This is a genomic window from Nitrobacter vulgaris (assembly GCF_002028545.1).
Classification (GTDB): Bacteria; Pseudomonadota; Alphaproteobacteria; order Rhizobiales; family Xanthobacteraceae; genus Nitrobacter; species Nitrobacter vulgaris.
Genome location: NZ_MWPQ01000031.1, coordinates 19,242 through 45,171, shown reverse-complemented (window position 1 = coordinate 45,171; position 25,930 = coordinate 19,242). Strand labels below are relative to the sequence as shown.

The window sequence follows — 25,930 nt, the reverse complement described above, 5'->3', positions numbered from 1 at the left end:
GTGCATATGGTCGTCTGCTGCCCAACCTGAGCTCCGATTCAACTGCGTTGTATCAAACTCTGTTCTTTGGGATCAGGCTTTAACGCGATAAGTCCGTTGCCGCAGATCGTGACTTTTCTCCCATGACCGGCGCCTGCCGGACTTCGGTCAGATAATTGAGGGTCAGCGACACCCAGATGATGCCGTAGAGCAGCATGAAGCAGCTCGAATTGATGCCGAGCCAGTCCAGGATCGCACCGAACGTGATCGGCAGCAGGAAACCGCCGAGGCCGCCCGCCATGCCGACAATGCCGGACACCGCGCCCATGCTGTCGGGAAAGTCGTCGCCGATATATTTGAACGTCGAAGCCATGCCGCAGGCAAAGGCGATGCCGAGCGTGAAGAGAAGCATCGTGAAGAACCACGACGGCAGAGCGATGCTGAAACTCAGGGGATCGCGGATCGTGTGCACGATCAGGTCGGTCTTGGGATAGGACAGCAGGAACAGGCAGACCCAGGCAACCCACAGCACCCACCACGTCACATTATGAGCGCCGAAACGGTCCGACAACCAACCGCCGAGGGCGCGGAAGGCGCCGCCGGGGAGCGAGAAGCAGGCGGCGAGAAGCGAGGCCTGCGCGATGGTGAAGCCATACTCCGTCTTGAAATATTGCGGCATCCAGATCGACAGCGCGGTGAAGCCGCCGAAGACGATCGAGTAGTACTGGCAGTATTTCCAAACCCGCGGATTGCGCAGCACGGACAACTGCTGCCACATCGATGCGACTGGACCGCCAACGCCAGGATCAGGCTTGGACAACACCCAGAACAAAAGCGCCGTGACCAGCAGCGCGACTGCATAGACCTTGGGAACCATCTGCCACCCATAGGCATCGATCAGCCACGGCGCGACGAACATGTTGAGCGCCGCGCCGATTGTTCCTGCACCGAAGAAGCCCATCGCGAAACCGCGGCTCTCTTTAGGAAAGAAGCGCGCGACGTAAGGTGTGCCGACCGAAAATGAAGCGCCGACGAGACCGAGCGCCAATCCGAGCAGCAAAAAATGCCAAAGCGCGGTCGCATAGGCGGACAGCCAAAGCGGGATCGCGCAGGCAATCAGCAACAGCAGCATGATGATCCGTCCGCCGAAGCGGTCGGTCCAGATGCCCAATGGCAAACGAAATATCGCACCGGTGAGGACGGGTGTCGCCGTGAGGAGACCGAACTCGGTCGAACCAAGCCCAAGCTGCGCGCGGATCGGGATGCCGATCACGCCGAACATCATCCAGACAGCGAAGCAGACGGTGAAGGCCCAGGTGCTGATGAGCAGGACCGACAGATTGCCAGATCTCGCCATGATTGACCCCAATTCAGACCCGCCAACGACCGGGAGAGAATTTTGCGGTTTCCGCGTTATCGATGCTGACTATGACTCCGACATCATGATGCAAATTCGCGAATCCGCATAGCGCCAGATATTCGGCTTTGTGTCAGGTTGAGGTTAAGGTGACGATTTTAATCAATCGTAGCCGCTTCAGCATAGCCCGGAGTCATGCGGCCTCAAACTCGCGAGCAGCCGACTTGCGATCTCGTACGGACCAAAACAGAAAACCAGGTCGCGCGGAATGCCCACCAGGACCGGTCTTATCCCGCCGCCACGCGCAGTCGTTGCCCTTCCAGCGCCGTGTTACCGGCCATCAACCGTTCCGCCTGAACAACCGCGAGCGTGAGGACGAGGATCGCAACCCCCTGATGCACCAGCGCGAGCGGGATCGGAACCTCGTGCAGGAGGGTCAGGATACCAAGCGTCGCCTGTAGCGTCATTGCTGCGGCGAGCCAAAGCGCACCGCGAACGACGGCGGAACTTGCCCGCGACACGAGCGCATCAATCAGATGAAAAACAGCAATCGCAAACAGCGTATACGCCATCATGCGATGCTCGAACTGCACCGTGAGCGTATTGTCGAACAGATTGCGCCACCACGGTTGTTCGAAAAACAGCCGCGCGGAGGACGGAATGAACGATCCGTCGATGTCGGGCCAGGTGTTGAAGACCTTGCCGGCGCGCAATCCGGCAACCAGCGCTCCGAAATAGAGCTGCACAAAAACGAGCACCAGCAGTATGCCGCTGGTCACGCGCAACCGCATCGGCGACAGCAACGTTGGACGATCCGACAATCGCCGCACGGTCCAGACGATGGCCGCGAAAATCAGCAGAGCCAGCACCAGATGGGTCGCGAGACGGTACTGTGAAACCTCGATGCGCTTGGTGAGGCCGGACGCGACCATCCACCAGCCGACCGCGCCCTGAAGTCCGCCAAGACCGAAAATGATCCAGAGCCGCCGCTTAAGATCCGACGGCAGCGCGCCGCGCCACATGAACCAGAGAAACGGCAACAGGAACGCGATACCTATAAAGCGTCCCAGCAGACGATGGCTCCACTCCCACCAGAAGATCGTCTTGAACTGATCGAGCGTCATGCCCGCGTTCATCTCGCTATACTGCGGTATCTGCTTGTAGCCCTCGAAGGCCTGGGCCCATTCCTCTTGCGAGAGTGGAGGCAGCGTGCCGGTCACGGGCTTCCATTCGACGATCGAGAGACCGGATTCAGTCAGCCGCGTCGCGCCTCCGACCAACACCATCGCGGCAATCAGCAGCGCTATGAACACAAGCCACCCGCGCACGGCGCGCAGATGGAATTCCTTTTTTGCGATCGGACGGGTCATCAAAAAAGCCACAGTTGAAGGTATTTTTCGTGCCCTTTATAGTCCACCGCAGCCCCGGCGCAAGCCTCGTCCCGGTCACGAGTTGCACTTTAAGGTATGCGGATACGCACCCGGAAATTCCTCGGCACGATCGCTTTGCTCGTGCTGGTCGTCGTCTGGTCGCTGCTGGGCATGGCGGTTGCGCAAATGCCGTGGCTCGCGGCATCCGGTCTCTACCAGGCGATCTTCTATGTTGTCGCCGGACTCGGCTGGGTCTTGCCGGCTATGCCTATCGTGAGTTGGATGGCGAAACCCGACGCGTGAAGCGTCTCACGGTCACCTCCCCGGCGGCGAGCGCAAGCCCACAGTCCGGGTCTTCGATCCATCGCCTTCGACGCGAATGCCTACGGGAACCCCTTCTCGCCGCTCGCATATGGCCATTACTCTTTGTTGACATCTTTTATGCGAAAGTCCGCCCAGACCAAAAGCTAACAAAAAATTGATAACAGGCTCAGCAATGACCATGGCGGCTCTGATCGAAAGTCCGACCGCGAAGTCACAGCTACGATCAGGCGAACGGCGTATCGCGCATCTCGAAATCCTCCAGGATCTACGCGAAGCCGAGCCGATCTGGCGCAATCTCGAGGTGTCGCAGTTTTCGACGCCCTATCAGCGATTCGACTTCCTGTCTGCCTGGCAGCGACACGTCGGAACCGACAAGCAACTTCCACCCAGCATTATCGTCGCCTTCGACGCTCAGCGACAACCACTCCTGCTGCTCCCGCTCGTATTGGGCACGGAAAGTGGCGTTCGTGTCGCACGGTTCATGGGCGGCAAGCACACGACTTTCAACATGGCGCTCTGGCAGCAGGATTTCGCGGCCTCCGCCACGCGTGCGGATCTCGACGCGCTGGTTCGAGGAATCGGCGAGCTTCCAATCAGAATCGACGTGCTGGCATTCACGCGGCAGCCGCGGCACTGGCGCGACCTGCAAAATCCAATGGCGCTCTTGCCGAGCCAGCCCTCTGCCAACGGCTGTCCGTTGATGATATTTTCGCCGGGAGCGCCGCCGTCGGCGCGCATCAGCAACTCATTTCGACGTCGGCTCAAAGGCAAGGAACGCAAGCTCGAAACACTGCCCGGCTATCGCTATTGTATGGCGTCGACGGACACCGAGATTAAGCGGATTTGTGATGCGTTCTTCGCAATCAAGCCGCTGCGAATGGCCGCGCAGAAGCTTCCGAACGTGTTCGCCGAGACGGGCGTCGAGAGTTTCCTACGCGCGGCTTGCCTGACACCGCTGACGGATGGCGGGCGCGCCATCGAGGTCCATGGCCTCGAATGCGATGCCGAGGTGATCGCGATCTTCGCTGGCGTCGCGGACGGACACCGCTTCTCGATGATGTTCAACACCTACACCATGTCGGAAAGCGCCCGCTACAGTCCCGGCCTGATCCTGATGCGCGATATCATCGATCATTATGCTGGGCGCGGCTACACCTCGCTCGACCTCGGAATCGGATCGGACGACTACAAGCGCCTGTTCTGCAAAAGCGACGAGCCAATCTTCGACAGCTACCTGCCGCTCACCACACGGGGCAGAATGGCTGCCATTGGCATGTCTTCACTGGCCCGTGCCAAACGCTTCGTGAAGCAGACGCCGGCGCTGAAGCGGTCGGCCGAGATGTTGCGCGGGATAATGCATCGCTGACACCCCCCCGCGCGGCGACCGATCAAGCCGCCTCGCGAGGGCCGAGCTGAGTGTCCGAGCGTAGTGATGCCGGATCAAGCATCGTCACTGTCGTAAAGCCGATAGCCTTGAGTTGGCTACTCATCCGCATCCGCGCATCCGCGTTCATCGACGGGTCGGGAACGACGATCGCGCGCGCCTGCTCCGTCAGGAGTTTCGCCGGGAGGTCAGTTGCAGTGCCCGCGACGAGCAGCACGTGATCGTAGACGCCCAACAGAGCATCGAGCGCAATTGCAAGGCGCGGCGATTGCAGCAGCGAGCGATCGGCATCAGAACGCCCGGCGCCGACAAGATGGAGCGGCGAGAGCCGGTCGCGGGTGATCACCTGTCCGAAAGACGTCTCACCCAGCATCAGGTCAGCCAACCCAGGCGCCGCCGGATCGACCGAAGTCGCCGTCAACGCCGACGATGACGGAGAAAGGTCGACCAGGACTACCTTGGCACTATTGGTCAACAGGCGCGCGAGCGCGAGCGCCGCGAGCATGATGCTCTCGTTCTCGCCGGTACCCATAACCGTGATTCTGTGCGCCGCTTCGCCTGCCGCTCGCAGGTCATTCGCGAGATGATCGATCTCTGCCAGGTCCGCTGCCGGCGCGGGATCAACGCGGAACTCGCGTATCCTCGGCGCAGCAGGCAACGCTAGGCCGGAGTTAACTGCTGCCAGGTTTCGCGGCGAAGTGATGCGCAGCAGCTCGCCGGTCGCGATAGTGCCCGCGGCCAGCATCAGGGTCGCCAGCGTGGCGATCAAGACGATTGGCAGCTTCTTCGGGTAAGCCGGCGTGTTCGAGACGATGGCCCGCGAAATAACGCGGCCATCGGACGGTGCCGTATCAATGTTTTCTCGCGTGGTAGCTTCGCGGTATTTTGCGAGATACGATTCCAGCAGGTCACGCTGCGCCTTGGCTTCGCGCTCCAGCGCACGCAGCTTGACATCGTCCCCGTTGGAAGACGTCGCCAGCTTCTTCAACTGATCGAGACTAGTGTTGAGACTCTCGACCCGGCCGCTGGCAATGCGGGCGTCGTTTTCCAGCGACCGCGAGATCTTGTCCGCCTCCTCGCGCAACTGACGATCGAGATCCGCAAGCTGGGCCTTCAATTCCCTGATCCGCGGATGCCGGTCGAGCAGGGTCGACGACTGCTCCGCCAGTTGTGCGCGCAGCGTCACGCGCTGTTCCGAAAGGCGGCGGATCAGTTCCGAATTGAGAACTTCCGAGGCTTCGATCGATTTGCCGGTCTGAAGCATCCCGCGGATCAGTCGCGATTTCGATTCCGCGTCAGACTTCAGCGCACGCGCGTTGTTCAGTTGGGTATTGATTTCACCCAGTTGCTGGTTCGACAGCGAAGTGTTGTTGGTGCCGATGAAAAGGCTGGATTTAGACCGGAATTCCTCCACCCGCGACTCGGCGTCGGCGACCTTCTTGCGCAAATTGTCGATTTCTCCGGACAACCATTGACCTGCAGCCTTCGCCTGCTCCTGACGCGCGTTCAGTTGCAAGACGAGATATCCGTCCGCGATGGAATTCGCGATGCGGGCTGCGAGCTCCGGATCATGCGATTGGAATTCAATGACGATCACGCGGGATTTATCGACGGCGTAGGCGGTCAGTCGGTCGTAGTAGGATTCCAGCACGCGCTCTTCCGGTGTCATCCGAAGCGGGTCGCGGCCAATTCCGAACAGCGCAAGCAGCGACTTGATCGGCGACACGCCGCGCAACACCGGATCGAATTCCGGATTCTCCGCGAGCTTGTTCTTTTTGATGACCTCGCGGGCAAGATCGCGTGACAGCACCAGTTGCACCTGGCTGGCGACGGCTTCCGGATCGAGCGCGTTGCGCTCTTCGTTACGCTCCCCGGTCGGGCGTAAAAAAACGTTCTCGCGCCCATCGATCAGGATGCGGGCTTCGGACTTGTATCTGGGTGTGATCAGATTGACGATAAGAAGCGAAAGCGCGAAGGCGAGAAGCGTTGGGATGATGATCAAGCGCTTTTTGCGCAGCAGCACCCGCCAGATCGAGCGCAGATCGAGGTCACCGGACTCCGGATTCGGCACGGTTTCGGACGCCGCCGGACCTGACGAAGATATCGCCCCGGATTTAGTCTCCAGATCCGACATCGTGTTCTTGACAGCACGCCAGAACGCAAACCGCATTGCTTACTCCCGCTGGACGCTTAGAGCGCTTTCGGGTGAATCTGACACTCGCCCACTGAACCGGAGGCAAATGTTGGAGCCTTGAATAGGACCACTCAGCCGAACGGGACGATTACAGTCGATTATAGTTTCTGCCGAGTTAACCACGCCTGCCAAGCGGGTTCCACCGGGTGCGTCGCGACGTCTTCGATTACGATTTATTAACCACAAAAGCCTTTAGTGGATTTGGATATTTCATGGATGCCCGATGCGAAACGTGTGCGCCGTCACTCTGTGCCTGCTGACCGCGCTGGCGTTGTCGGGATGCATGCGGCAGCCGACGGCGATGGTCCGTCCGCACAACGCTCTCGATGCGCTGGCCTATGGAGGGCGGATGGCGTCGCCGCCGCCGGTTGTGCACGATCCCGCCTACCGGCTCGATGCCGGCGACCGGCTGCGCATCGTGGTCTACGGCCAGGAGGGCCTCACCAACACCTATCTGGTCGGTGCCGGCGGCAGCATCACCATGCCGCTGATCGGCGCCGTCACCGCGCGCGGCCGCACGCCGGCTGAACTGTCCGCCGCCATCGCCGCGCGGCTGCGCAACGGCTACATCCGCCAGCCTTACGTCGCCGCCGAGGTCGAGGCCTACCGGCCGTTCTTCATTCTTGGCGAGGTGGCGGCTCCCGGCCAGTATCCGTTCGTGCCGAATATGACGGTCGAAAGCGCCGTCGCCATCGCCGGCGGCTTTTCCCCCCGCGCCAGACGCGACCTCGTCATCGTCACCCACACCGATGCCCGCGGAACCGTCCGCATCAGCGTCCCCCCCGCTACGCCGCTCAGCCCCGGCGACACCGTCCTCGTCGACGAACGCTGGTTCTGAGGCATGACGGAGCCACCTGATCGACCGCTCCGCATTCTTCATGCCGTTCGCGCGCCGGTGGGCGGGATCATTCGGCATATTCTCGATGTCGCAAACGGACAGGCCGATCGCGGACATCTCGTCGGCATCGTCGCCGACAGCCTCACCGGCGGCGAGCGCGCAGCTGCAGCTTTCGCAGAGATCGCCCCGCGAATGAAACTCGGTATCCACCGTATTCCGATCCGCCGGAACCCGCATCCTAGCGACCTGTTTGCGTGGACGCAGTTCGCCGCGCTGGTGCGGAAGTTGAAGCCGAATGTCCTCCACGGACACGGCGCCAAGGCCGGCGCCTTCGTGCGGCTTAAGGGCTCATCGAAAGGCACAATCCGCGTCTACACACCGCACGGCGGATCCCTGCACTTCCCGTCGACGACCATGAAGGGAATGTTTTACAGCCGCCTCGAACGCGCGCTGATGAACCGCACCGACCTGTTTCTGTTCGAGAGCGCATTCGCGCGGAATACCTATCAGCGGATCGTCGGCATCCCGGCCGGACTGGTGAAATGCGTCTTCAACGGCGTAACGTCCGGCGAATTTGATCCCGTTATGCTAGCCGACGATGCGACCGATATTGTCTATGTCGGCGAGTTCAGACATATCAAGGGTGCGGACCTACTGATCGACGCGGTGGCGCGTTTGCGGGACAGCGGTAGACGCCTCACGCTCACGCTTGCAGGCGACGGCGAGGAAACAGGAGCGCTGAAAGCCCAGGTCGAGCGCCTCAATCTTGGGGAAACGGTCCGCTTCATTGGACACGTCAAGGCTCGCTACGGATTCTCGAAAGGCCGATTGCTGATCGTGCCGTCGCGCGGCGACTCCATGCCATACGTCGTGATCGAAGCAGCGGCAGCAGGCATTCCCATGATCGCGGCGAACGTCGGCGGCATCCCGGAAATTTTCGACTCGTACACCGACGCACTATTCGCCCCCGGCGTCGTCACTGCCTTGGCGGATGCCATAGAGGCCGCATTGAATGACCCTGCGGCCGCCGCCGCGCGCGCAATATCGTTGCGCGAGCGCATCCTCATGCATTTCTCACAGAATGCGATGGTCGAGGGCGTTATGGCAGGTTACCGTGAGACGTTTGCGAGACGTTAACCATTTCTGAAATGCCGGGAGTTGCGCGAAACCAAATCTTCCCGATTTAGTCCTTAAGTCGCTCTGAAAACGCTTGCTGCATGTGCGGCGTGATGTGGACTTGAGGACATGGACCTTTTCAACGCTCGCTCGAGGACCGATTCAGCAGCGAGCAGCGGCTTTGGAATACCTGTGGAGCGTCGGCGACGGCTGTCACCGGCGGCGCTTGCCGTCACCAATCAAAAGGTACGGCCGGCCTATTCACCCGTCATCATCACCGGCATCGTTCGTGCCGCAGATTTCTTGCTGCTGAGCCTGATCGGCATCGCGCTTTACCTCGGATACGTAGCTCGCATCGACGGTTTTAGCTGGAGCTTCATCGCATCAATCCTCGCCATGTCCGCCACCGCGGTCGTGTGTTTCCAGGCTGCGGACATCTACGACATCCAGGTTTTTCGTAGCCAGTTGCGGCAGATAACGCGGATGAGTTCATCTTGGGCGTTCGTTTTCCTGTTGTTCATTTGCGCCTCGTTCTTCGTCAAGCTCGGCGATTCCGTCTCGCGGCTCTGGCTGGTCGCATTTTTCCTTGCTGGTCTCGCCGGCCTCATTGCCGGGCGGCTTCTGCTGCGCACCATGATCCGCCGCTGGGCACGCGACGGCCGACTGGAACGCCGCACCGTTATCATCGGCGCGGACATGAACGGAGAAAATCTGATCAACGCGTTGCGAGCGCAGGAAGACTCCGACATCGAGATTCTGGGCGTGTTCGATGACCGTAACGACTCGCGCGCGCTCGACACCTGTGCCGGTAGTCCCAAGCTCGGCAAGGTCGACGACGTGCTTGAATTCGCGCGGCGTACCCGGCTTGATCTCGTGCTGTTCGCGCTCCCGATCTCGGCGGAAACGCGGATCCTCGCGATGTTGAAGAAGCTGTGGGTGCTTCCGGTTGATATCAGATTATCAGCGCATACAAACCAACTGCGCTTTCGCCCCCGCGCCTATTCCTTTCTCGGCGCGATTCCGATGCTTGACGTCTTCGAAGCCCCGATCACCGACTGGGATATGGTGATGAAATGGCTGTTCGATAGGCTCATCGGTGGTTTCATTTTGCTACTCACCTCGCCAGTGATGGTGCTGGTCGCGCTCGCGATCAAGCTGGATAGTCCCGGCCCTGTGCTCTTTCGTCAGAAACGCTTCGGCTTCAACAACGAGAGAATCGAAGTCCTCAAATTCCGCTCGTTGTTTCACGATCAGGCCGATCCCATGGCTACGAAGGTCGTGACCAAGAACGACAGTCGCGTCACCCGGGTCGGACGATTCATCCGCAAAACCAGCCTGGACGAATTACCGCAACTCTTCAACGTCGTCTTCAAGGGCAACCTCTCCCTTGTTGGACCACGTCCCCATGCCGTACAGGGCAAATTACAGACGCGGCTGTTCGATGAGGCCGTTGACGGCTATTTCGCGCGTCACCGCGTGAAGCCGGGAATCACGGGATGGGCGCAGATCAATGGCTGGCGCGGCGAGATCGACAACGAGGAAAAGATCCAGAAGCGTGTCGAGTTTGACCTCTATTACATCGAGAACTGGTCGGTGCTGCTCGATCTTTATATCCTGTTCAAGACGCCGCTGGCGCTGTTGAAATCCGAAAACGCTTATTGATCCGGCCTGGCACGTTGAGTTTGCGAAAGTGTAATGGCGTATCCTGCAGCAGTTGACAGTTGGCTCCGGTCATCGACGCAAGCACCTGGCGTTGCCGCGCTCCAACGCGCGCTGTTGTGGGCAGTGGGAGCTGGCGGCGCGATCGTTTACATCGAACCCAGCCCCTACGAGTTTGCGACTCTGGCGGCAATGGTCGTGTTCTTCGCAACCGGCCTACGAATGCGGCTCGCCTTCGTTCCCCTGCTCATGCTGCTCTTTCTCATCAATATCGGCTACACGATCTGCGCCATACACCTGATGGACAAGACTCCGATCGTGAATTGGATCATGACATCGTGGTACATGGCGGTGACGGTCATTTTCTTCGCGCTGGTTTTCTCGGAAGATACAGAGGCGCGGCTTGACCTGATGCGGCGTGGCCTGATCGTCGGCGCGGTTATTGCGTCGGTAGCTGGTGTCGCGGGCTATTTTCATCTGGTGCCAGGCGAACATGACGTGCTGACCCTTTATGGTCGCGCGCGAGGTACCTTTAAGGATCCGAACGTGCTGTCCGCGTTCCTGATCTTGCCAGCATTGTTCGTGCTGCAAAGCGTCGTCTCGGATCGGTTCGGAAAGGCTGCTCGCAGCGCGATTGCGCTCGGGATCATGAGTCTTGCGTTGCTGTTGGCCTTTTCACGCGCTGCCTGGGGCCAGTTCGTGCTCACGTCGGCTGTGATGCTGGTCCTGATGTTCCTGACCAGCCCATCAAGAAAACAGCGGTCGCGGCTGGTTGTGACCGCGGTGATCGCAGCCGCTGCGATTGCACTGCTGCTGGCAATTCTGCTGTCCCTCGATTCGGTCGAAAGCCTGTTCAAGCAACGTGCGAGTTTCGACCAGAGCTACGACGAGGGTCGTTTTGGCCGCTTCGGCCGGCACATTCTGGGCTTCCAGATGGCGCTGGACCTACCGCTCGGAATCGGCCCGCTGCAGTTCACGCGGTTCTTTCCGGAAGACACTCACAACTCGTATCTGAACGCTTTCATGTCGGGCGGGTGGATTTCCGGAATTTGCTATCCGGTGCTGATCTTCATCACCGTCATCCTGGGCTTTCGATATATTTTCGTGCGAGTTCCCTGGCAACGCACTTATCTTGCCGTCTTCACGGCATTTCTGGGAACTGTCGGCGAGAGCTTCGTGATCGACACCGATCATTGGCGCCATTTCTGGCTGATGCTCGGCATGATGTGGGGCATGTTCGCGGCAACCCACCAGTACATGGCCAGTGACCGGCAGCCTTCCCTTCGACAGGCGCTGCAATAAGGCTCACCGGGGCCGTACGATCGGAAATCTCCGACACGGGTCTTGGGTTTTGCCGGCCGCTTCGCTCCCGTCCGGCCTAGCCACTACATAAAATGCGGTGTTATCCTTGGTCAGGTAACGTCACACTGGAGGTAATCGGCGCAAACGAAGCCTGCTTTCCTTGCCGCGCAGGCGGGTGTTGAGGACGCGCTGGTTTGAAAACCTGATTCAGACGCCACCGGAAACCCTGACGCGGTCATCTTGGTGTTGGTCGGAAAAGGCTGGGGTGTTCGCTTGCTGACTTAAACTGCTTCTATATGTTCGCGAGCAGGACTCTTTGCTGGTTTGCGGTTTGACGCTCTGCACTCACTGAATTTGTGGCTCGTAACTTCCCGAGCCTGGGCGATGTGAGGTTACGGCTCGATCGCGAACGTCAGCCCCGCGTGGTCGACGAGCCGTTTAATCAAGGCCTCCTTCATCGCAGCGCCCGGCGTCCAGAAGCCACCGGCGACGTCCGCTGCGTCGCTTCGCAGACAGATTGCGCATTCCGCGATCATCTTGGAAGTCGATCCGTAGCCGGGATCGCGATCACCGGTCACGACCGCCTTCAATTGCCGCCCGTCGGAGCCGATGCCGAAGAAGAGAAGATCGAAATGGCCGTTCTCGCGCTCTTCCTTCGATGGTCCCTCGCCCGGTTTGGGGCCACCCTGCGCGCCGAGTTTGTTGTTGGCGGCGATGATGGCTTTTGCGGTCGCCTCGCCGGTCTCCTTCGGCCCTGCGATCACCATTTCGTCATAGACGAAATCCCTGCCGTACGGGAACCCGAGCAGGAAATTCGACCGATGCACATTGCGGGTGTTGATGTTGGCCATCACGAACGGCGCCACCCACACCCCCAGATCCTCATCGAACAACGGCTTGTTACCCGGCGGCTGCTTCGGCCCCTCAAACCCCGGCGTCAGCACGAAAGGATCGCGCAGTTTCGGCAACAGACTTGGATCGTTGGCAGCCGCGGCGAAGATCGCCTTCATGCTCGCGGCGGTGCCGCCGGAAAACGTGCCCTTCATCTTACGTACGCGGCCCTTGACGCGGGCGACGCTCGATCCGAACCTCTGCTTTGCAGCCTGCTGAAGAAAGAACACGCCGAGTTCGAACGGCAGCGAATCGTACCCGCAGGAGAACACGATCCGCGCACCGCTCCTGCGCGCCTCCGCCTCGTGCGCGTCGATCATCTGCCGCATCCAGATCGGCTCGCCGCAGAGGTCAAGATAGTCTGTGCCGCTCGCCGCGCAGGCGGCGACGAGACCGGAACCGTAGAGCTGATAAGGTCCGACCGTACTCAGCACCGAGGCCGTCCGGCCAGCCATGGTCCTGAGTGACGCGGGGTTTTCGGCGTCCGCGGCGATCAGCGGGAGATCGCGGGGGGCGCCGATGGCTTCGCGTACCGACGCCAGCTTGTCGAGGTCGCGTCCCGCGATGGCCCACTTCAGATCGCCACCGCCATATTTGGCAGCAAGGTATTCCGCGACGAGCCGGCCGGTGAACCCGCTTGCGCCGTAGACAATGATATCGAACTCCGCTGACGACGATGTCATGGCCTTCCCGAAAATGTCCTGCTTAAAGCATGATTCTGAAGGGTGAAAACCGGATTCGGCTAAGATCATGCTCGATATAGCGGTTCGAACGAAAGCCTGTCTTCAAGTGTAATCCGAGGACGATGCCGCTTCGCGTGAAGAAAACGCTATAAATGGTGGTCGGAGCGAGAGGATTTGAACCTCCGACCCCTAGTCTCCCAGACTAGTGCGCTAACCGGGCTGCGCTACGCTCCGTGCCGTTACGGCCACGTTTCCATTATAGCGTTTTCAAGCGAAGTGATACGGGGTCTTATAAAGAAAATGCGTCAACAAAAGCTACGGCTCACCCTCGCTGAGTGCGTCGTCCAATAGTTGCCTGCAGGCAACAAGTTCAGCCAACACATCCTTTAGTTTCGCAAGCTCGATCGCGGTGGCGCCCACGCCCGGAATCGCCCCACTGTCGGGACCGGACCAGAGCACGTCGTCGAGATCGTGCCGTAGCGGCTTATGCACACCCGGCTCTCGCGCGCGAGACGAACTGTCGTCGACATCCTCGTCGTCGTCTGCGTCCTCGGTCTCGTAGCCGGACTCGTCCTCCTCATCGACTGCGCCGAGAGTGTTGCGGATATCGTCCTCGATCGCGCCGAAAGCCGCGGCAGACGACCCCTCGGTCAGGCTCTGCACTGATTTGATGCCGTGCTCTTTCAGAATCCGTTGCACGCCGCGGATGGTGTAACCCTCGCTGTACAACAGATGGCGAATGCCGCGAAGCAGATCGACATCGTCCGGACGATAGTAGCGCCGGCCGCCACTGCGCTTCATCGGCTTGATCTGCGAGAACCGGGTTTCCCAGAACCGCAGGACATGCTGGGGGATATCGAGATCGTCGGCGACCTCGCTAATCGTCCGAAAAGCATCCGGTGCCTTGTTCAAAGGCTCGCTCCTCTGCCAATCGTGCGCCGAACGCCGGTTTAGTCGGTTTTGGCGCCGGCGCCGTTGCTGTTGATCCGCTGCTTCAGAATAGCCGACGGCTTGAAGACCATCACGCGACGCGGAGAGATCGGCACCTCGGTGCCGGTCTTGGGATTGCGGCCGATACGCTGGCCTTTCTTGCGCACCATGAACGATCCAAAGGATGACAACTTCACCGTCTCGCCCTTCTCCAGGCAGTCGGTGATCTCCTTGAGAACGAGTTCGACAAACGCAGACGACTCGGTGCGCGACAGTCCTACTTTTTTGTAGACTGCTTCGCAGAGGTCGACGCGCGTGACTGTTTTTCCGGTTTCGGTCATCGCCTGCCCCAAGCTCCCGGCGAACAATTTGTAACTGAAATTAAGAGTTTAACGGCCCAGGGTCAACCTATCACATGATGCTTTCGCATGATAGATGACAGCATTGGGCGACGGCTTTGATTCAAGTCTTACCATCGCACGAGGGCCGAGCCCCAGGTAAAGCCTCCGCCCATCGCCTCGAGCAAGACCAGATCGCCGCTTTTGATGCGTCCGTCTGCGACCGCGACCGACAATGCCAGCGGAATAGATGCAGCGGAGGTGTTGCCGTGGCGATCGACGGTCAGGACGACTTTTTCCGGCGCGATATGCAGCTTATGAGCTGACGCATCGATGATTCGCTTGTTGGCCTGATGTGGAACGAACCAGTTGATGTCGTCCGCGCTCGTGCCGGACGCATTGAATGCATCGACAATGACGTCTGTAATCATGCCGACGGCATGCTTGAATACCTCACGGCCCTCCATCCGCAGATAGCCCACGGTCCGGGTCGAGGATGGTCCGCCATCGACATAAAGTTTTGATTGATGACGGCCGTCCGAGCGCAGATGTGTCGTCAGAATACCGCGATCCGAGGGCTTGCCCGGCTGCTCCTGAGCTTCCAGCACGACCGCGCCGGCCCCGTCGCCGAACAGAACGCAGGTCCCGCGATCGGTCCAATCCAGAATTCGCGAGAAAGTTTCCGCGCCAATCACCAGCGCGCGCTTGAACGCGCCAGAACGAAGGAAATTGTCGGCGGTGGCCAACGCAAACACGAACCCGGAACAGACGGCCTGAAGATCGAAGGCGGCACCGTGAGTAATGCCAAGCCCGTTCTGAACCGCGACCGCCGTCGCCGGAAACGTATGGTCCGGCGTCGACGTCGCCAGCACGATCAGGTCAATCGACTGCGCATCGATGCCGGCATGAGCCAGCGCAGCATTCGCCGCATGGATGGCGAGATGTGACGTGAACTCCCCTTCCGCGGCAATGTGGCGCTCTCGAATACCGGTCCGCTGGACGATCCACTCGTCCGAGGTATCAACCTTGGTGGCCAGTTCAGCATTGGTCAGCACCCTTTGCGGCAGATAGGAGCCGCAGCCGAGCACGACCGAACGTATCGCAGTCAAGAGATAGCCTCCTGCACTGCCGACGCCGAAGCAAGGGTGTGGCCGTGGCGGTTGAGCGTTTGATTGATCTTGGTCAGGAGATCGTAACGAACCATCTCATAGCCAACGTCGACCGCGTAAGCAAAACCCTCGGCGTCGGTTCCACCATGACTCTTGACCACGATTCCGTTAAGTCCGAGGAATACGCCGCCATTGGATCTGTTCGGATCCAGCTTTTCCTTGAGCGCCTTGAACGCGCCCCGGGCCAGAAGATAGCCGAGCTTTGAAGCCCATGTTCGCGACAGAGCCGCCCGCAGGAATTCGCTGATCTGCCGCGCCGTTCCTTCGGCAGCCTTCAGCGCGATATTGCCGCTGAAACCCTCCGTCACGATAACGTCCGCCGCCCCCTTGCCGATCCCGTCGCCTTCAACAAAGCCGATGAATTCGAGCTGCGGCAGTTCCATTGCCCGCAGCAGTTCCGCAGCTTCCCGAATCTCCTCCCCGCCCTTAATTTCCTCGACGCCGATATTGAGGAGGCCGACCGTCGGCCGCTCCAGGTCGAATAGAACACGCGCCATGGCGCTGCCCATGATCGCAAGCGTCGTCAGATGGTGCGCATCGCCTCCGATCGTGGCGCCGAGATCAAGCACCACGGAATCGCCGCGCATGGTTGGCCATGTCGCCGCGATCGCGGGGCGATCGATGCCGGGCAGCGTCCGCAGATTGAATCGCGCCATCGCCATCAACGCGCCAGTATTGCCGGCGGACACCGCAACGTCGGCCTCGCCTTTCTTCACCGCATCGATCGCGAGCCACATCGACGAAGTCTTGCGGCCGCGACGCAGCGCCTGGCTCGGCTTTTCGTGCATGCCGACGGCGACATCGGTGTGGATGACCCGGGATATCGCCCTCACCGCAGGGTACGCAGCGAGTTGCGCTTCGATCAGAGCGTTGTCGCCGTAAAGCAGAAACTCGGTGTCGGCATGACGGTTCAGGAAAATCGCAGCGCCCGGAATGACCACCGATGCGCCGATGTCGCCCCCCATGGCGTCAAGCGCGATTCGAACCTTTTTCGGCATGGAAGTCCCGGAAACCCTGATCTTTTGAAGTCTTGAGACGCGCGGCCAAACACGGACGGCAGTGCGCGGTGCTTTATCCGGCGCGGTCGCGACAATAACGTGTCCCCGCCTCGATACAATATCCGAACCCCCCGATTCCTGTAGTTTTGCAAGTTAAAACGAGACATCAGGAATTAAATAAAACTACTTATTTTCAATGCTGTTGCTTTGATTTTCCATAAATTACATCCAGAATTCCGTCCTTAATCGCGCGCCGGTTTCTTCTTGCCGGGCGGGCTCGGATCGATTTTCAGCTTCTTCAGAGCAGCGAAGGGATGATCCTCAGGATCCGCCGCGCTCGCAGGCGCGACGAAAACGGCATCGGATTTCCGCGGATACGGATCGATTCCCAGAAACAAGACGTCGGTCGCGAGGCGCCCGAGATCAATGACACCATTGATAATGGGTTCGGGGGAATCCGGAATCTCCCTGATATCGTCGTCATCATTGACGGGCGCGGCGAACTCGCGAACCTGACTTTCCGGCACAAAGATGAGGTCGACCTCCTCGACGATATCGTTCTCAATCGGATCGAGCGACACCACGCAGGTCTGTCCGACACGCGCCGATACCCTGCCCTGCACATGTACGCTGTCGTCGCGCCCCGGAGTCAGATCGAACGATGCCCGGGCAAACTCGATGTCGCGCAAGCCAGCAGTCTTCGCCAATGCCATACGCACATTCTGATCGGCCTCGATATCACGATGAAGGCCGGTTTCCGGAATCTGCGCAACCGCGATCCGCGAGCTCCAGGGATTTGGAGCCATATCCGACCTGTCCTTAGCGATCATGCCTGCTCTTTCATTTCCGTTGTGCGAGGTCCGGAAATTGCAAGTCTCCCGTCGACGTCGCGTAATCACCACAAGCGAGCGCGGCGATCGCGTCCGCCGTATAGGCGGCAAGCCGTCGCGCGCTTTCGATGTTTCCGCCACTATAGATATTCTTGTCGAGCGCCAGCGCCAGCAGCTCGGGGCCCTCGGCCAGGGCTCGATCGTAGGCGGCCGAGCGACCATAAAAGGCTTCTCCGAAGGCTTGCATGCGCTTCGGAACGCTTAGATCGCCAACGCCCATCTCGCGCAGGTTGGCGTCCATGTCACTGCAGAAATGATCGAACAGGGCCTGCCGAAGAGCCTCGTCAGGCCCCGACCTCAGTTGCCGAAGGACCATCCACAAATGCAGCAGAACCAGATCGAAGCGGCCATTCACGGAGTCCGGGACTCCATACGCCTGATAAAACAAGGGCTCTCGCGCTTGCGCCACGATCGTGCCATAGATCGCTTCAATGGTGCGCCGCGACGGCGCGGGGAACTGTTTTTTGAAGCGATTGAACGGCCAGCGCATGTGGGTACCGAAAGACTGCCCGCAGGGGGTCCGTTGTTGCAATCAGGGACCGTTGCCGGGTACGTCAACCGCGCGCGCGATGCAAGAGGATGAGGTCGTCCCGGAATGACAGTGTCAGTCCCGAAGAAAGCACCCGGATACGCCGCGACGCGACGCCCTCGTCTGCGCGCGACGCTCGCCGCCACGCTGGTGTGCGCGGTCATGGCCGGCTGCACCGGCGAAACCTTTCAGAAGGGCTATATCCTCCCCCCCGGCGCGCTCGAGCAAATCCAGATCGGCGCAAGCCAGGATCAGGTGCTGATCGTAATGGGAACCCCATCCACGGTCGCGACGCTGAACGGCGAGGTGTTTTATTACATCTCGCAGCGCGCCGAGCGGAAGGTCGCCTTCATGCAGCAGAGCGTCATCGATCAGCGTGTGATCGCGATCTATTTCGACAAGAACCGCCAGGTGACCCGGCTCGCCAATTACGGCCTGAAGGACGGCAAGATCTTCGACTTCATCAGCCGCACCACGCCAACATCGGGCCAGGAAATCAGCTACCTCGCGCCGCTGTTTAAGCTGCTGAGCGCGAAGTAGCGCATCCTTAATTAATTCGGACCACGTCCGCTCCAGTATCTGCCGTCACCGCCGGCCCATGATGTCACCATCCACCGACTTGATGGTCGGCGGATTCCATACGCCGGTCAACGCCTCCGATTTCGGCGCATAGAGACGCATGGTGAGGTTGAACGGGCCTTTAGGCGCAGGCAGCCAGTTGGCTTCGTGATCGCTGCCGGGATTTGCGTTCTGGATGTAGAGCGTCAGCGACCCGTCGGCGTCGCGCTTGAACGGCATCCAGCTGCTCACCGCAAAACGATTAACCGGATTCGCAACCTGGAATCCTTCGTTATCGTACAGGGTGACTGACCAGAATGCGTCGACCGGCGGCACCGCGTCTTTGGCGAAGTGGATGGTGTACTTGTTTGCACCGTCGAGCGGCTTGCCGTTTTCATCGCCAACGCTGAGCGGATAGATCGCATCTTCCGGCAGATTGGCACCAAGTCCAGCCTGAGCCACGATTGCACGCTTCAGATAATAAGTCCCGTAGACACCCATCGTATCAGTATTCATGGACCAGTGGTTTGCTACGCGCGCCAATGTCGGGAGCTTCCATGCCATCAGCTTTAGACCCTGTGTCGGCGCGTCTTCGATGGCTTTGCGTGTGGTTGCATCAACTTTGGTAATATCGAAGCTCTTGCCCGGTTCGAGGCCGATCCGCTTCATGCGCGCGATGATCGGTTCATCGGTGATGTGCGGCGGGTTGGCTTTGAGCAGTTCGGCTGCATACGCAAAGAACTTATCGCCCGCCATCGTATCAACCTGCGCCTTCGGCGGAGTCTTGACATCGACGCTGGGGTCGATGGTTTGCGTAACGGCGACCGGGGGTTTGCCCCATCCCGACAGCGGCGTGATCTTGTAGCCCTTCTGCACTTCGTGGACTGAAGCATAGTCGGCGGGACCATCCGTCCTGGTGCGACCGATTATCCAGACATGGGGCGTCGGCGCATTGATGCGCGTGACACCCTCCGGCACGCTTCCATTCCAGCCCGGAGGCGCAACCAGGAAATTGGCCGCCTTGGTGCCTGTCGTGCGCGATCCTGGCGACGCAAACACATCGGTCCACATGTCGAGCATCGGCAGCAGGTAGTAACGGCCACCGGTATCCGGAACCGAAACGATCATGGGCTCGCTGGTCAGGTCCAGCCAGGCGCTCGAGTACAACGTGTCAAAGTTGGGTCGCACCACTGCCCTCATATCCGCAGTGGGGTAGGCCTGGATATTATCGAAAGTGTTGGGAGGACCGCCGATACTTCCGGTCTTCGGATCGGAATTGTTGAGCTGCTTGCGCGTCACGTCCATCGTCACGAGCGGATAGAAGTAGACATACGCCTCCGTAGCGATAGCGTGTGCCTCGTCCGCGGAAATCGATTGGGCAGCGCTCGGGGTCAATGTCGAGACCATGAGAGTTAAACCCGACAATACCGCAGCAAGCGACGATAGACACTTCATGGAGCTCCTCCTCAATATCCCAGGACGGCGACGGATGGCGTGGCCAGACAATCAGCGACTACAGCGTTTTGATTGATCTGGATCAAAGAAGTCCGCTATGGGTCATTTTCGACGGTATCGGCGAGGGTTGTGGAATGGTTGACGTCCGCTTTGCCCTGAAAGCAACCAGGCCGGCGTTAGGCGGAAGCGTTGAGCGAGATTATTCACAACGGAATATTGTCATGCTTCTTCATGGGCGCGTCGACGTGCTTGTCACGCAGCATCGCCAGCGCGCGAGCGATGCGCTTGCGGGTCGAGTGCGGCATGATGACGTCGTCGATGTAGCCTCGCTCGGCGGCGATAAACGGCGACAGGAATCGATCCTCGTACTCCTTCGTGCGCGCGGCGATCTTCTCCGCGTCGCCGATATCGCCGCGGAAGATGATCTCAACCGCGCCCTTGGCGCCCATCACCGCGATCTGAGCGGTCGGCCAGGCGTAGTTCACGTCGGCGCCGATCTCTTTTGATGCCATCACGTCGAACGCGCCGCCGTAGGCCTTTCGCGTGATGACTGTGACGAGCGGCACCGTACATTGCGAATAGGCGAACAAGAGCTTCGCGCCGTGCTTGATCAGCCCGCCGTATTCCTGCGCGGTGCCCGGCAAAAAGCCCGGCACGTCCACGAAGGTCACAATCGGAATATTGAAGGCATCGCAAAAGCGAACAAAGCGCGCGGCCTTGCGTGACGCATCCGAGTCGAGCACGCCGGCCAGCACCATCGGCTGGTTGGCGACGAAGCCCACCGTGCGCCCGGCAATGCGGCCGAAGCCGGTGACAATGTTTTTCGCGAACGTTTCCGCGATCTCGAAGAAGTCGCCCTCGTCCACGACCTTCAGGATCAGTTCCTTGATATCGTAAGGCTTGTTGGGATTGTCCGGCACCAGCGTATTGAGCGAGTCGTCGGTGCGCTCGATATCATCGAAACTCGGCCATTCCGGAACACCGTCGGTGTTGTTGCTCGGCAGGAAATCGATCAGGCGCCGCATCTGCAAGATCGCCTCGACATCGTTTTCGAACGCGCCATCGGCAATCGACGACTTGGTGGCATGCACGCTGGCGCCGCCGAGTTCTTCCGCGGACACCACCTCATTGGTGACTGTCTTCACCACATCGGGGCCAGTAACGAACATGTAGCTCGTGTTCTTCACCATGAAGATGAAGTCGGTCATGGCAGGCGAATAGACATCGCCGCCCGCGCACGGCCCCATGATGACGCTGATCTGCGGGATCACTCCCGAGGCCTGCACATTGCGGCGAAAGACATAGGAGTAACCGGCCAGCGCTGCGACGCCCTCCTGAATGCGCGCGCCACCAGCATCATAAAGACCGATGATCGGTGCCTTGGCCTTCAATGCCATGTCCTGGATTTTCGTGATCTTCAGCGCATGCGTCTCCGACAGCGAGCCGCCGAATACGGTGAAGTCTTTCGCGAACATGAAAATCTTGCGGCCATTGATGGTGCCCCATCCGGTCACCACGCCGTCGCCCGGCACTTTCGATTTCTCCATGCCGAATTCGATCGAACGATGCTCGACGAACATGTCGAATTCTTCGAACGAGTCTTTGTCGAGCAAAATCTCGATGCGCTCACGAGCCGTCAGCTTACCGCGCTTGTGCTGGGCTTCGATGCGCTTCTCGCCACCGCCACGCTTTGCGGCCATCCGCCGGGCGTCGAGCGTTTGGAGGATGTCTTTCATAGCCCTGCCTGGGTCTGGTTCAGTAAACTTGGATTAGACCCTAACTGCCGTTTTTAAGGCTGTCACCAACAGCGCGGCGCGGAGGCGCCACCACCTATCACGGCGCGCGCGCCGACATCCGCAGCACGAACACCAATACCTCCGCAACAGCCTTATACAATTCGGCTGGAATCTCGTCGCCGAGTTCGACATGCGACAGCGCGCCGGCCAGCACTTCGTTTTCCTCGATCGGGATGTCGTTCTCCTTGGCCACCTCGATGATCTTCGTGCCGAGCGTTCCCCTGCCCTTGGCGACCACACGCGGCGCGCCGCTGCCTTTGTCATAGTGGAGGGCGATGGCGACTTGATCCTTGATCTCCACACTCATAGGGCGCGATCCAGAAAGTGGCCGGCCGGCGCGGGCTTCGGCTGCGGCGGCGCTCCCTCGCGGATGATGATATCTCCCGGCTGCAATTCTGCGCCGCTTAATGCCTGAGTGAGTTGCGAGGCGCCGGCGCGCAACCGGCTCGCGGTGGAAGGACGCTCGGCCCAGAGCCGCACCGTCATGGTTTCCCCGGCCAGCGACACCAGCGCGTGAACCGGCCCTGCGGGTTCAACGTCGACTGAAAATCGTGCGCGCCAGACCCGCGTCGCTGTTTCTGTATTGTGACCGGCGGCGTCGCGCGAAACCTCAAACTGCGCAATGGCCGTGCCGGTTGCGACAGCAAATGGAATCTCGAAATTCCAGCGCGGCGTGGTCTGATCGAGCCGCGCTCCCGCGGTATCGACGCGATCCGGAAGCGAGGCGATCTGCAACAACACCTGACGGGAAATCGCAGCATCAGTATCATCAAGCAGTCGTCGCGCGATCTCTTCCGACGATGCAGCCGATGACAATCCCGGCAACGCGACGGGCTGCGCGGTTGGCAATGCGCCGCCAAAGGGCGGCGACGGCATGCTGGTACGCACGACAAAGACATGGTTCTCAGTGGGGCCGTTCGCTGGCCCATTCCTGAACGGCTGCGTAGCGGCCGCCGGATCGCCGTCGGGTCCGAGGGCCGCGCCGGGATCGTTGCTGATCCCTCGATCCTGAAGTACCTCCTGCAGAACGTTCAGGGCTGCACCCGCCGTGGCGGCGCGAAGCCCTGCATCCGATACTCGGGAAAATAATGTCTGGTTCGCAGGCGTATCCGGATCATCGGTTACAGCCAGGCGCGCCTGCGGCAGATACACATCCTGTGCGTCGATATCCGGCGACAGCGGCGGCGCGCTCGATGCCATCGGCGAAGCTGCCTGCTGCGCTTGTTGAGATCCTGCGCCCACGGCGGGCGGCGCACCGCGAGACATGTCCCCGACCGAGATCGAAAGCGCCTCACGGAGCACAAGCAGTGCAGCCTTCATATCGGGTAGCGTATTGGCCGAGGCGGCAGGCTGCCCCGTCTTCAAGCCGGCCGCCAGCGAGGCTTCGAGAAAAAGGCCGGAGTTACGGAACGCGGTCTTGATATCGCTCCCCGTAAGACCCGGATCGAGACCAGGCCGCAAAGTGAGCAGCCGGTCCAGAACCTGTCGCACGTTAGGGGGCAGACTGCCAGAGCCGGCGGCTGCCAGCAGGTTGGCGTAGAGCGGCGAAAGGCTGCCTTGCCGCGCCGCCGCCGCTTGCGCCGCGGACGATACCGAGAGAGCTTCCAGCGCCGTCAGGAGGGGAGCCGGAGGAGCCTTGGCGCTTATCGTTGCAGCCGCAGCATCCGGCGTCAGTGTCAACGCATCCGCCGGTCCGGCAGCATGCGTACCCGATGAGCCCTGATCCACAACCGCAAGCCGAAGCCCTTGCGCGGTCTGCGAGACCGCTAACCGCAGGGTCTGGCCGACTTGAAGCGGAATTTCCGACAGCACCTCGATCGCCAGATCGGCGATGGCAATACGGACGAGATTGTTGGCAAGGATTCCCTGGACCTTTACGTCAATCACCCTGCCGGGCTGCAGCACGGCTTCGTTTGCTGCGCCTTGCGCCGCAATGACCGGGAAAATCGGGTTGATCGAGATCGCCATGAAGCCTCGTTTTACCCGTCAGGCTAACTTCTGTGTCTAAACCTCTCCTTAACCGATTGGTCCAGCCCGCGCCCGAAGGACGGCAGCCGCGGCCCGGAAATCGACCAAACGCGACGCCCTCTGGACGGCCGCCTCCTCATCGACCCCCCATTGCTCGCTGTTCCAGTCCTCATCGACGTGGGCGGCGGCCCAGACCTCGTCCGCATCCAGCCGCCCGGCCATTAAAGCGAGAGCGAGCAGCACGGAGCCGGTCAACGTCGTCACGATATGCAACGCCCCAACCACCCAAGGGTCTGACGGTAGCGCCTTGCGCGCGGCTGCGACCGCCTGAGCCGGTTGATGGACATGCACGATGCCTTCGGTCAGGATGAAACGCGCTTCCAATGTTTCGGCGGCCCAGAAAAGCACGCGGTCCCAATGTGCGGTTTCGCGAGCCACCAGCGCGTCGGGATGGCCGGCGCGATAGAACAGGAGGTCCGTTTCGAGATACTTGGCAATATCCTCAACCACTGCGTCGACACGACCGGTTACGCCGTCGATGATGCTGTTGGCGAGCCGCGTTAGCGGCATGGTCATGGGGTTGATGACGTCCCGTTGCGCCTCCCATTCCGCGGCCATGGTCTCGGCAATCTCGCGTGCAGGCGCCGCCAGCACGTTACGTGACGGCGTGCGAACCGGCCTGTCGTCGAGCAGGACGGCGAACCCTTCCGGCGTCTCCCTCACGCTCGCGGAGGTATAGAAACGGTTGCGGTGCCCGGCTCGCGCAGAGTTGCGTATCGATTCTTCCGGGTTGAGCGACGAGGAGCCAAGATCTTCGTCAAACAATTCACGCATGGCATACTCTCATATCGCCCTGAGGTCGGCCCCGACGCAACGGCACGGACCTACTCCTCCGGCGCGTGCTCGATCGGATCGAACCGGTCGGCTTCAAGACCGAGCAGATTCCAGGATTGCAACATGTGTGGCGGCAGCGGCGCCGTAACGTCTATGACGCCGCCCCGCGGATGCGGAATCACGATGCGGCGCGCCAGCAGGTGCAGCCGTTTCTGAAGACCTCCAGGCAATTGCCAGTTTTCCTTGTTGAAATACTTTGGATCGCCGACGATGGCGTGATTGATATGCGCCATGTGCGCGCGGAGTTGATGGGTCCGGCCCGTGACAGGCTTCAGCGACACCCAGGCGAGCTTCTGCGCCGAGGTTTCCACCACCGCGTAGTAGGTCACCGCATGGCTCGCGCCCTCGTCGCCATGCGAGGCGACCCGCATGATCGACTCCTCCTCATTCTCTTCCTTGGCAAGATAGGTCGAGATACGGCCCTGCTTCGGCTTTGGTACGCCCGCGACCAGAGCCCAGTAAATCTTGCGCGCTGAACGCTGGCGGAACGCGCCGGTCAGCGCCGTGGCCGCGAAACGCGTCTTGGCCACCAGCAGACAGCCGGCCGTCTCACGATCCAGCCGGTGCACGAGGCGCGGTCGCTGCCCTTTTGCGTCGCGCATCGTTTCCAGCATCCCGTCGATGTGCCGCGACAGGCCGGATCCGCCCTGCACCGCAAGCCCGGCCGGCTTGTTCAGCACCATGACGTCCGCATCTTCGAACAGCACCATCTTCTGCAATTCGTCGCGTGTCTTTGCCTCGGCCTCGGACAGATGAGCCGTGGTCTTCGGCGTGTCGAGCTTGAGCGGAGGGATGCGGACCTTGTCGCCTTCGCCTATGCGATCCTTGCTGTCGGCGCGCTTGCCGTTCACGCGCAACTCGCCTTTGCGGACAATGCGCTGAATGTGGGAGAATGACAGACCGGGAAAGCGTGCTTCAAGAAAGCGGTCGACGCGCATGTTGGCTTCATCGGCCGTCACCGCGACAGTCTGGACCTTTGTCGGCAGAAGCGCTGGTTCGGGTTTAGTCGGCTTTTCGGCGAAACATGCAGTGTCGGCCGGCGTACCTGCGCGCTGCGGCCTGCCCGGCCGAGTCCCCTGCCACCGCTCGCCCGATGATCGCTCAGCGACGCCACGACCTTTCCGGCTCGTCCCTTTTTCTGGACGAGCAACTTTGGCCGAATCGCTCCTGGCCGAAGCGCCTTTAACGCGTTCGCTCCCGCGACCGCCGGACTTCGCTAACGGTCGCCTGACTCGCCGGCTCATTAGTTCCTCTGGAGTTTAGTTCTTCTGCCTCGACTCAACTTTAAGCCTTAGTCATATTCGTCTG

Annotated in this window: 23 protein-coding genes and 1 tRNA gene; 7 read left to right on the top strand and 17 right to left on the bottom strand. The window is 60.4% G+C overall.

Translation table 11 applies throughout. The features are described 5' to 3' along the window. Positions 1-79: 79 nt before the first annotated feature. Together B2M20_RS07100 and B2M20_RS07095 are read right to left on the bottom strand one after the other, a co-directional pair. Complete coding sequence (locus B2M20_RS07100) at positions 80-1,336, bottom strand: MFS transporter (protein WP_079446373.1); 1,257 nt, start codon at positions 1,334-1,336, stop codon at positions 80-82. Between the two features lie 287 nt (positions 1,337-1,623). Beyond that, the gene (locus B2M20_RS07095; protein WP_079446372.1) at positions 1,624-2,706 is read right to left on the bottom strand and encodes a COX15/CtaA family protein; all 1,083 of its coding nucleotides are present in this window, start codon (positions 2,704-2,706) and stop codon (positions 1,624-1,626) included. Positions 2,707-2,802: 96 nt separating this feature from the next. Between B2M20_RS07095 and B2M20_RS07090 the strand changes: the two genes are divergently transcribed. Both B2M20_RS07090 and B2M20_RS07085 read left to right on the top strand, forming a co-directional pair. Beyond that, positions 2,803-3,009 carry a DUF2842 domain-containing protein gene (locus B2M20_RS07090; RefSeq protein WP_079446371.1) on the top strand — a complete coding sequence of 69 codons (207 nt, stop codon included), beginning with the start codon at positions 2,803-2,805 and terminating at the stop codon, positions 3,007-3,009. A gap of 193 nt (positions 3,010-3,202) precedes the next feature. Then, entirely contained in the window at positions 3,203-4,396 is a 1,194-nt protein-coding gene (locus tag B2M20_RS07085; protein ID WP_079446370.1) for a GNAT family N-acetyltransferase, read from the top strand. A 22-nt stretch (positions 4,397-4,418) separates the two neighbouring features. On the opposite strand, the gene B2M20_RS07080 is transcribed toward B2M20_RS07085, so the two are convergent. Further along, positions 4,419-6,584, bottom strand: a complete 2,166-nt coding sequence (locus tag B2M20_RS07080) for a GumC family protein (protein ID WP_079446369.1) — start codon at positions 6,582-6,584, stop codon at positions 4,419-4,421. Between the two features lie 247 nt (positions 6,585-6,831). Between B2M20_RS07080 and B2M20_RS07075 the strand changes: the two genes are divergently transcribed. The 4 genes from B2M20_RS07075 to B2M20_RS07060 all read left to right on the top strand — a co-directional run bounded on the left by B2M20_RS07075 (position 6,832) and on the right by B2M20_RS07060 (position 11,523). After that, positions 6,832-7,446 carry a polysaccharide biosynthesis/export family protein gene (locus tag B2M20_RS07075; protein ID WP_079446368.1) on the top strand — a complete coding sequence of 205 codons (615 nt, stop codon included), beginning with the start codon at positions 6,832-6,834 and terminating at the stop codon, positions 7,444-7,446. A gap of 3 nt (positions 7,447-7,449) precedes the next feature. Continuing rightward, positions 7,450-8,583 (top strand): glycosyltransferase, encoded by a 1,134-nt coding sequence (locus tag B2M20_RS07070; RefSeq protein ID WP_079446367.1) that lies wholly within the window; start codon positions 7,450-7,452, stop codon positions 8,581-8,583. A gap of 108 nt (positions 8,584-8,691) precedes the next feature. Further along, positions 8,692-10,224: an undecaprenyl-phosphate glucose phosphotransferase gene (locus B2M20_RS07065; RefSeq protein WP_079446366.1), complete on the top strand. Its 1,533-nt coding sequence runs from the start codon at positions 8,692-8,694 to the stop codon at positions 10,222-10,224. 33 nt (positions 10,225-10,257) lie between these two features. Beyond that, positions 10,258-11,523, top strand: a complete 1,266-nt coding sequence (locus B2M20_RS07060) for an O-antigen ligase family protein (protein ID WP_079446365.1) — start codon at positions 10,258-10,260, stop codon at positions 11,521-11,523. A 392-nt stretch (positions 11,524-11,915) separates the two neighbouring features. On the opposite strand, the gene B2M20_RS07055 is transcribed toward B2M20_RS07060, so the two are convergent. The 8 genes from B2M20_RS07055 to B2M20_RS07020 form a co-directional block, all read right to left on the bottom strand. Continuing rightward, entirely contained in the window at positions 11,916-13,097 is a 1,182-nt protein-coding gene (locus B2M20_RS07055) for a saccharopine dehydrogenase family protein (RefSeq protein WP_079446418.1), read from the bottom strand. A 156-nt stretch (positions 13,098-13,253) separates the two neighbouring features. Next, positions 13,254-13,331, bottom strand: a tRNA-Pro gene (locus tag B2M20_RS07050). An 81-nt stretch (positions 13,332-13,412) separates the two neighbouring features. Continuing rightward, positions 13,413-14,009 (bottom strand): MerR family transcriptional regulator, encoded by a 597-nt coding sequence (locus tag B2M20_RS07045; RefSeq protein ID WP_079446364.1) that lies wholly within the window; start codon positions 14,007-14,009, stop codon positions 13,413-13,415. A 38-nt stretch (positions 14,010-14,047) separates the two neighbouring features. Continuing rightward, the gene (locus B2M20_RS07040; RefSeq protein WP_079446363.1) at positions 14,048-14,368 is read right to left on the bottom strand and encodes an integration host factor subunit alpha; all 321 of its coding nucleotides are present in this window, start codon (positions 14,366-14,368) and stop codon (positions 14,048-14,050) included. A gap of 128 nt (positions 14,369-14,496) precedes the next feature. Next, entirely contained in the window at positions 14,497-15,474 is a 978-nt protein-coding gene (locus B2M20_RS07035; protein ID WP_079446362.1) for a beta-ketoacyl-ACP synthase III, read from the bottom strand. Further along, on the bottom strand, positions 15,471-16,532 hold the full coding sequence (gene plsX, locus B2M20_RS07030; protein WP_079446361.1) for a phosphate acyltransferase PlsX: 1,062 nt from the start codon (positions 16,530-16,532) through the stop codon (positions 15,471-15,473). The genes B2M20_RS07035 and plsX overlap by 4 nt, the downstream gene beginning before the upstream one ends. Positions 16,533-16,774: 242 nt before the next feature. Further along, positions 16,775-17,338 carry a YceD family protein gene (locus B2M20_RS07025; RefSeq protein ID WP_244553446.1) on the bottom strand — a complete coding sequence of 188 codons (564 nt, stop codon included), beginning with the start codon at positions 17,336-17,338 and terminating at the stop codon, positions 16,775-16,777. 34 nt (positions 17,339-17,372) lie between these two features. Continuing rightward, positions 17,373-17,912, bottom strand: a complete 540-nt coding sequence (locus B2M20_RS07020) for a ubiquinol-cytochrome C chaperone family protein (protein ID WP_079446359.1) — start codon at positions 17,910-17,912, stop codon at positions 17,373-17,375. A gap of 105 nt (positions 17,913-18,017) precedes the next feature. Here B2M20_RS07020 and B2M20_RS07015 point away from each other — a divergent pair, with 105 nt between their 5' ends. Continuing rightward, positions 18,018-18,491, top strand: a complete 474-nt coding sequence (locus B2M20_RS07015; protein WP_079446358.1) for an outer membrane protein assembly factor BamE — start codon at positions 18,018-18,020, stop codon at positions 18,489-18,491. Between the two features lie 45 nt (positions 18,492-18,536). Here B2M20_RS07015 and B2M20_RS07010 read toward each other — a convergent pair whose 3' ends face one another. The 6 genes from B2M20_RS07010 to B2M20_RS06985 all read right to left on the bottom strand — a co-directional run bounded on the left by B2M20_RS07010 (position 18,537) and on the right by B2M20_RS06985 (position 25,866). Next, positions 18,537-19,964, bottom strand: a complete 1,428-nt coding sequence (locus tag B2M20_RS07010) for a DUF1254 domain-containing protein (protein WP_079446357.1) — start codon at positions 19,962-19,964, stop codon at positions 18,537-18,539. A gap of 203 nt (positions 19,965-20,167) precedes the next feature. After that, positions 20,168-21,700, bottom strand: a complete 1,533-nt coding sequence (locus tag B2M20_RS07005) for an acyl-CoA carboxylase subunit beta (protein ID WP_079446356.1) — start codon at positions 21,698-21,700, stop codon at positions 20,168-20,170. Between the two features lie 97 nt (positions 21,701-21,797). Continuing rightward, the gene (locus tag B2M20_RS07000; protein WP_079446355.1) at positions 21,798-22,067 is read right to left on the bottom strand and encodes an EscU/YscU/HrcU family type III secretion system export apparatus switch protein; all 270 of its coding nucleotides are present in this window, start codon (positions 22,065-22,067) and stop codon (positions 21,798-21,800) included. Beyond that, a complete protein-coding gene (gene fliK, locus B2M20_RS06995; protein ID WP_079446354.1) occupies positions 22,064-23,728 on the bottom strand; it encodes a flagellar hook-length control protein FliK in 1,665 nt (554 codons plus the stop codon). Before fliK ends, B2M20_RS07000 begins: the two co-directional genes overlap by 4 nt. A gap of 48 nt (positions 23,729-23,776) precedes the next feature. Further along, the gene (locus B2M20_RS06990; RefSeq protein ID WP_079446353.1) at positions 23,777-24,562 is read right to left on the bottom strand and encodes an ATP12 family chaperone protein; all 786 of its coding nucleotides are present in this window, start codon (positions 24,560-24,562) and stop codon (positions 23,777-23,779) included. Between the two features lie 50 nt (positions 24,563-24,612). Next, a complete protein-coding gene (locus B2M20_RS06985) occupies positions 24,613-25,866 on the bottom strand; it encodes an RluA family pseudouridine synthase (protein WP_079446352.1) in 1,254 nt (417 codons plus the stop codon). Between the last annotated feature and the right edge of the window lie 64 nt (positions 25,867-25,930).

Excerpts from the sequence above, each read along its gene's own strand:
- B2M20_RS06990 (WP_079446353.1), bottom strand. The coding sequence starts at position 24,562 with ATGCGTGAATTGTTTGACGAAGATCTTGGCTCCTCGTCGCTCAACCCG.
- B2M20_RS07070 (WP_079446367.1), top strand. The coding sequence starts at position 7,450 with ATGACGGAGCCACCTGATCGACCGCTCCGCATTCTTCATGCCGTTCGC.
- B2M20_RS07025 (WP_244553446.1), bottom strand. The coding sequence starts at position 17,338 with ATGGCTCCAAATCCCTGGAGCTCGCGGATCGCGGTTGCGCAGATTCCG.
- fliK (WP_079446354.1), bottom strand. The coding sequence starts at position 23,728 with ATGGCGATCTCGATCAACCCGATTTTCCCGGTCATTGCGGCGCAAGGC.
- B2M20_RS07075 (WP_079446368.1), top strand. The coding sequence starts at position 6,832 with ATGCGAAACGTGTGCGCCGTCACTCTGTGCCTGCTGACCGCGCTGGCG.
- B2M20_RS07080 (WP_079446369.1), bottom strand. The coding sequence starts at position 6,584 with ATGCGGTTTGCGTTCTGGCGTGCTGTCAAGAACACGATGTCGGATCTG.
- B2M20_RS07065 (WP_079446366.1), top strand. The coding sequence starts at position 8,692 with ATGGACCTTTTCAACGCTCGCTCGAGGACCGATTCAGCAGCGAGCAGC.
- B2M20_RS07090 (WP_079446371.1), top strand. The coding sequence starts at position 2,803 with ATGCGGATACGCACCCGGAAATTCCTCGGCACGATCGCTTTGCTCGTG.
- B2M20_RS07095 (WP_079446372.1), bottom strand. The coding sequence starts at position 2,706 with ATGACCCGTCCGATCGCAAAAAAGGAATTCCATCTGCGCGCCGTGCGC.
- B2M20_RS07040 (WP_079446363.1), bottom strand. The coding sequence starts at position 14,368 with ATGACCGAAACCGGAAAAACAGTCACGCGCGTCGACCTCTGCGAAGCA.
- B2M20_RS06985 (WP_079446352.1), bottom strand. The coding sequence starts at position 25,866 with ATGAGCCGGCGAGTCAGGCGACCGTTAGCGAAGTCCGGCGGTCGCGGG.
- B2M20_RS07060 (WP_079446365.1), top strand. The coding sequence starts at position 10,258 with ATGGCGTATCCTGCAGCAGTTGACAGTTGGCTCCGGTCATCGACGCAA.
- B2M20_RS07000 (WP_079446355.1), bottom strand. The coding sequence starts at position 22,067 with ATGAGTGTGGAGATCAAGGATCAAGTCGCCATCGCCCTCCACTATGAC.
- B2M20_RS07100 (WP_079446373.1), bottom strand. The coding sequence starts at position 1,336 with ATGGCGAGATCTGGCAATCTGTCGGTCCTGCTCATCAGCACCTGGGCC.
- B2M20_RS07010 (WP_079446357.1), bottom strand. The coding sequence starts at position 19,964 with ATGAAGTGTCTATCGTCGCTTGCTGCGGTATTGTCGGGTTTAACTCTC.
- B2M20_RS07020 (WP_079446359.1), bottom strand. The coding sequence starts at position 17,912 with ATGCGCTGGCCGTTCAATCGCTTCAAAAAACAGTTCCCCGCGCCGTCG.
- B2M20_RS07015 (WP_079446358.1), top strand. The coding sequence starts at position 18,018 with ATGACAGTGTCAGTCCCGAAGAAAGCACCCGGATACGCCGCGACGCGA.
- B2M20_RS07055 (WP_079446418.1), bottom strand. The coding sequence starts at position 13,097 with ATGACATCGTCGTCAGCGGAGTTCGATATCATTGTCTACGGCGCAAGC.
- B2M20_RS07005 (WP_079446356.1), bottom strand. The coding sequence starts at position 21,700 with ATGAAAGACATCCTCCAAACGCTCGACGCCCGGCGGATGGCCGCAAAG.
- B2M20_RS07085 (WP_079446370.1), top strand. The coding sequence starts at position 3,203 with ATGACCATGGCGGCTCTGATCGAAAGTCCGACCGCGAAGTCACAGCTA.
- plsX (WP_079446361.1), bottom strand. The coding sequence starts at position 16,532 with ATGCCGAAAAAGGTTCGAATCGCGCTTGACGCCATGGGGGGCGACATC.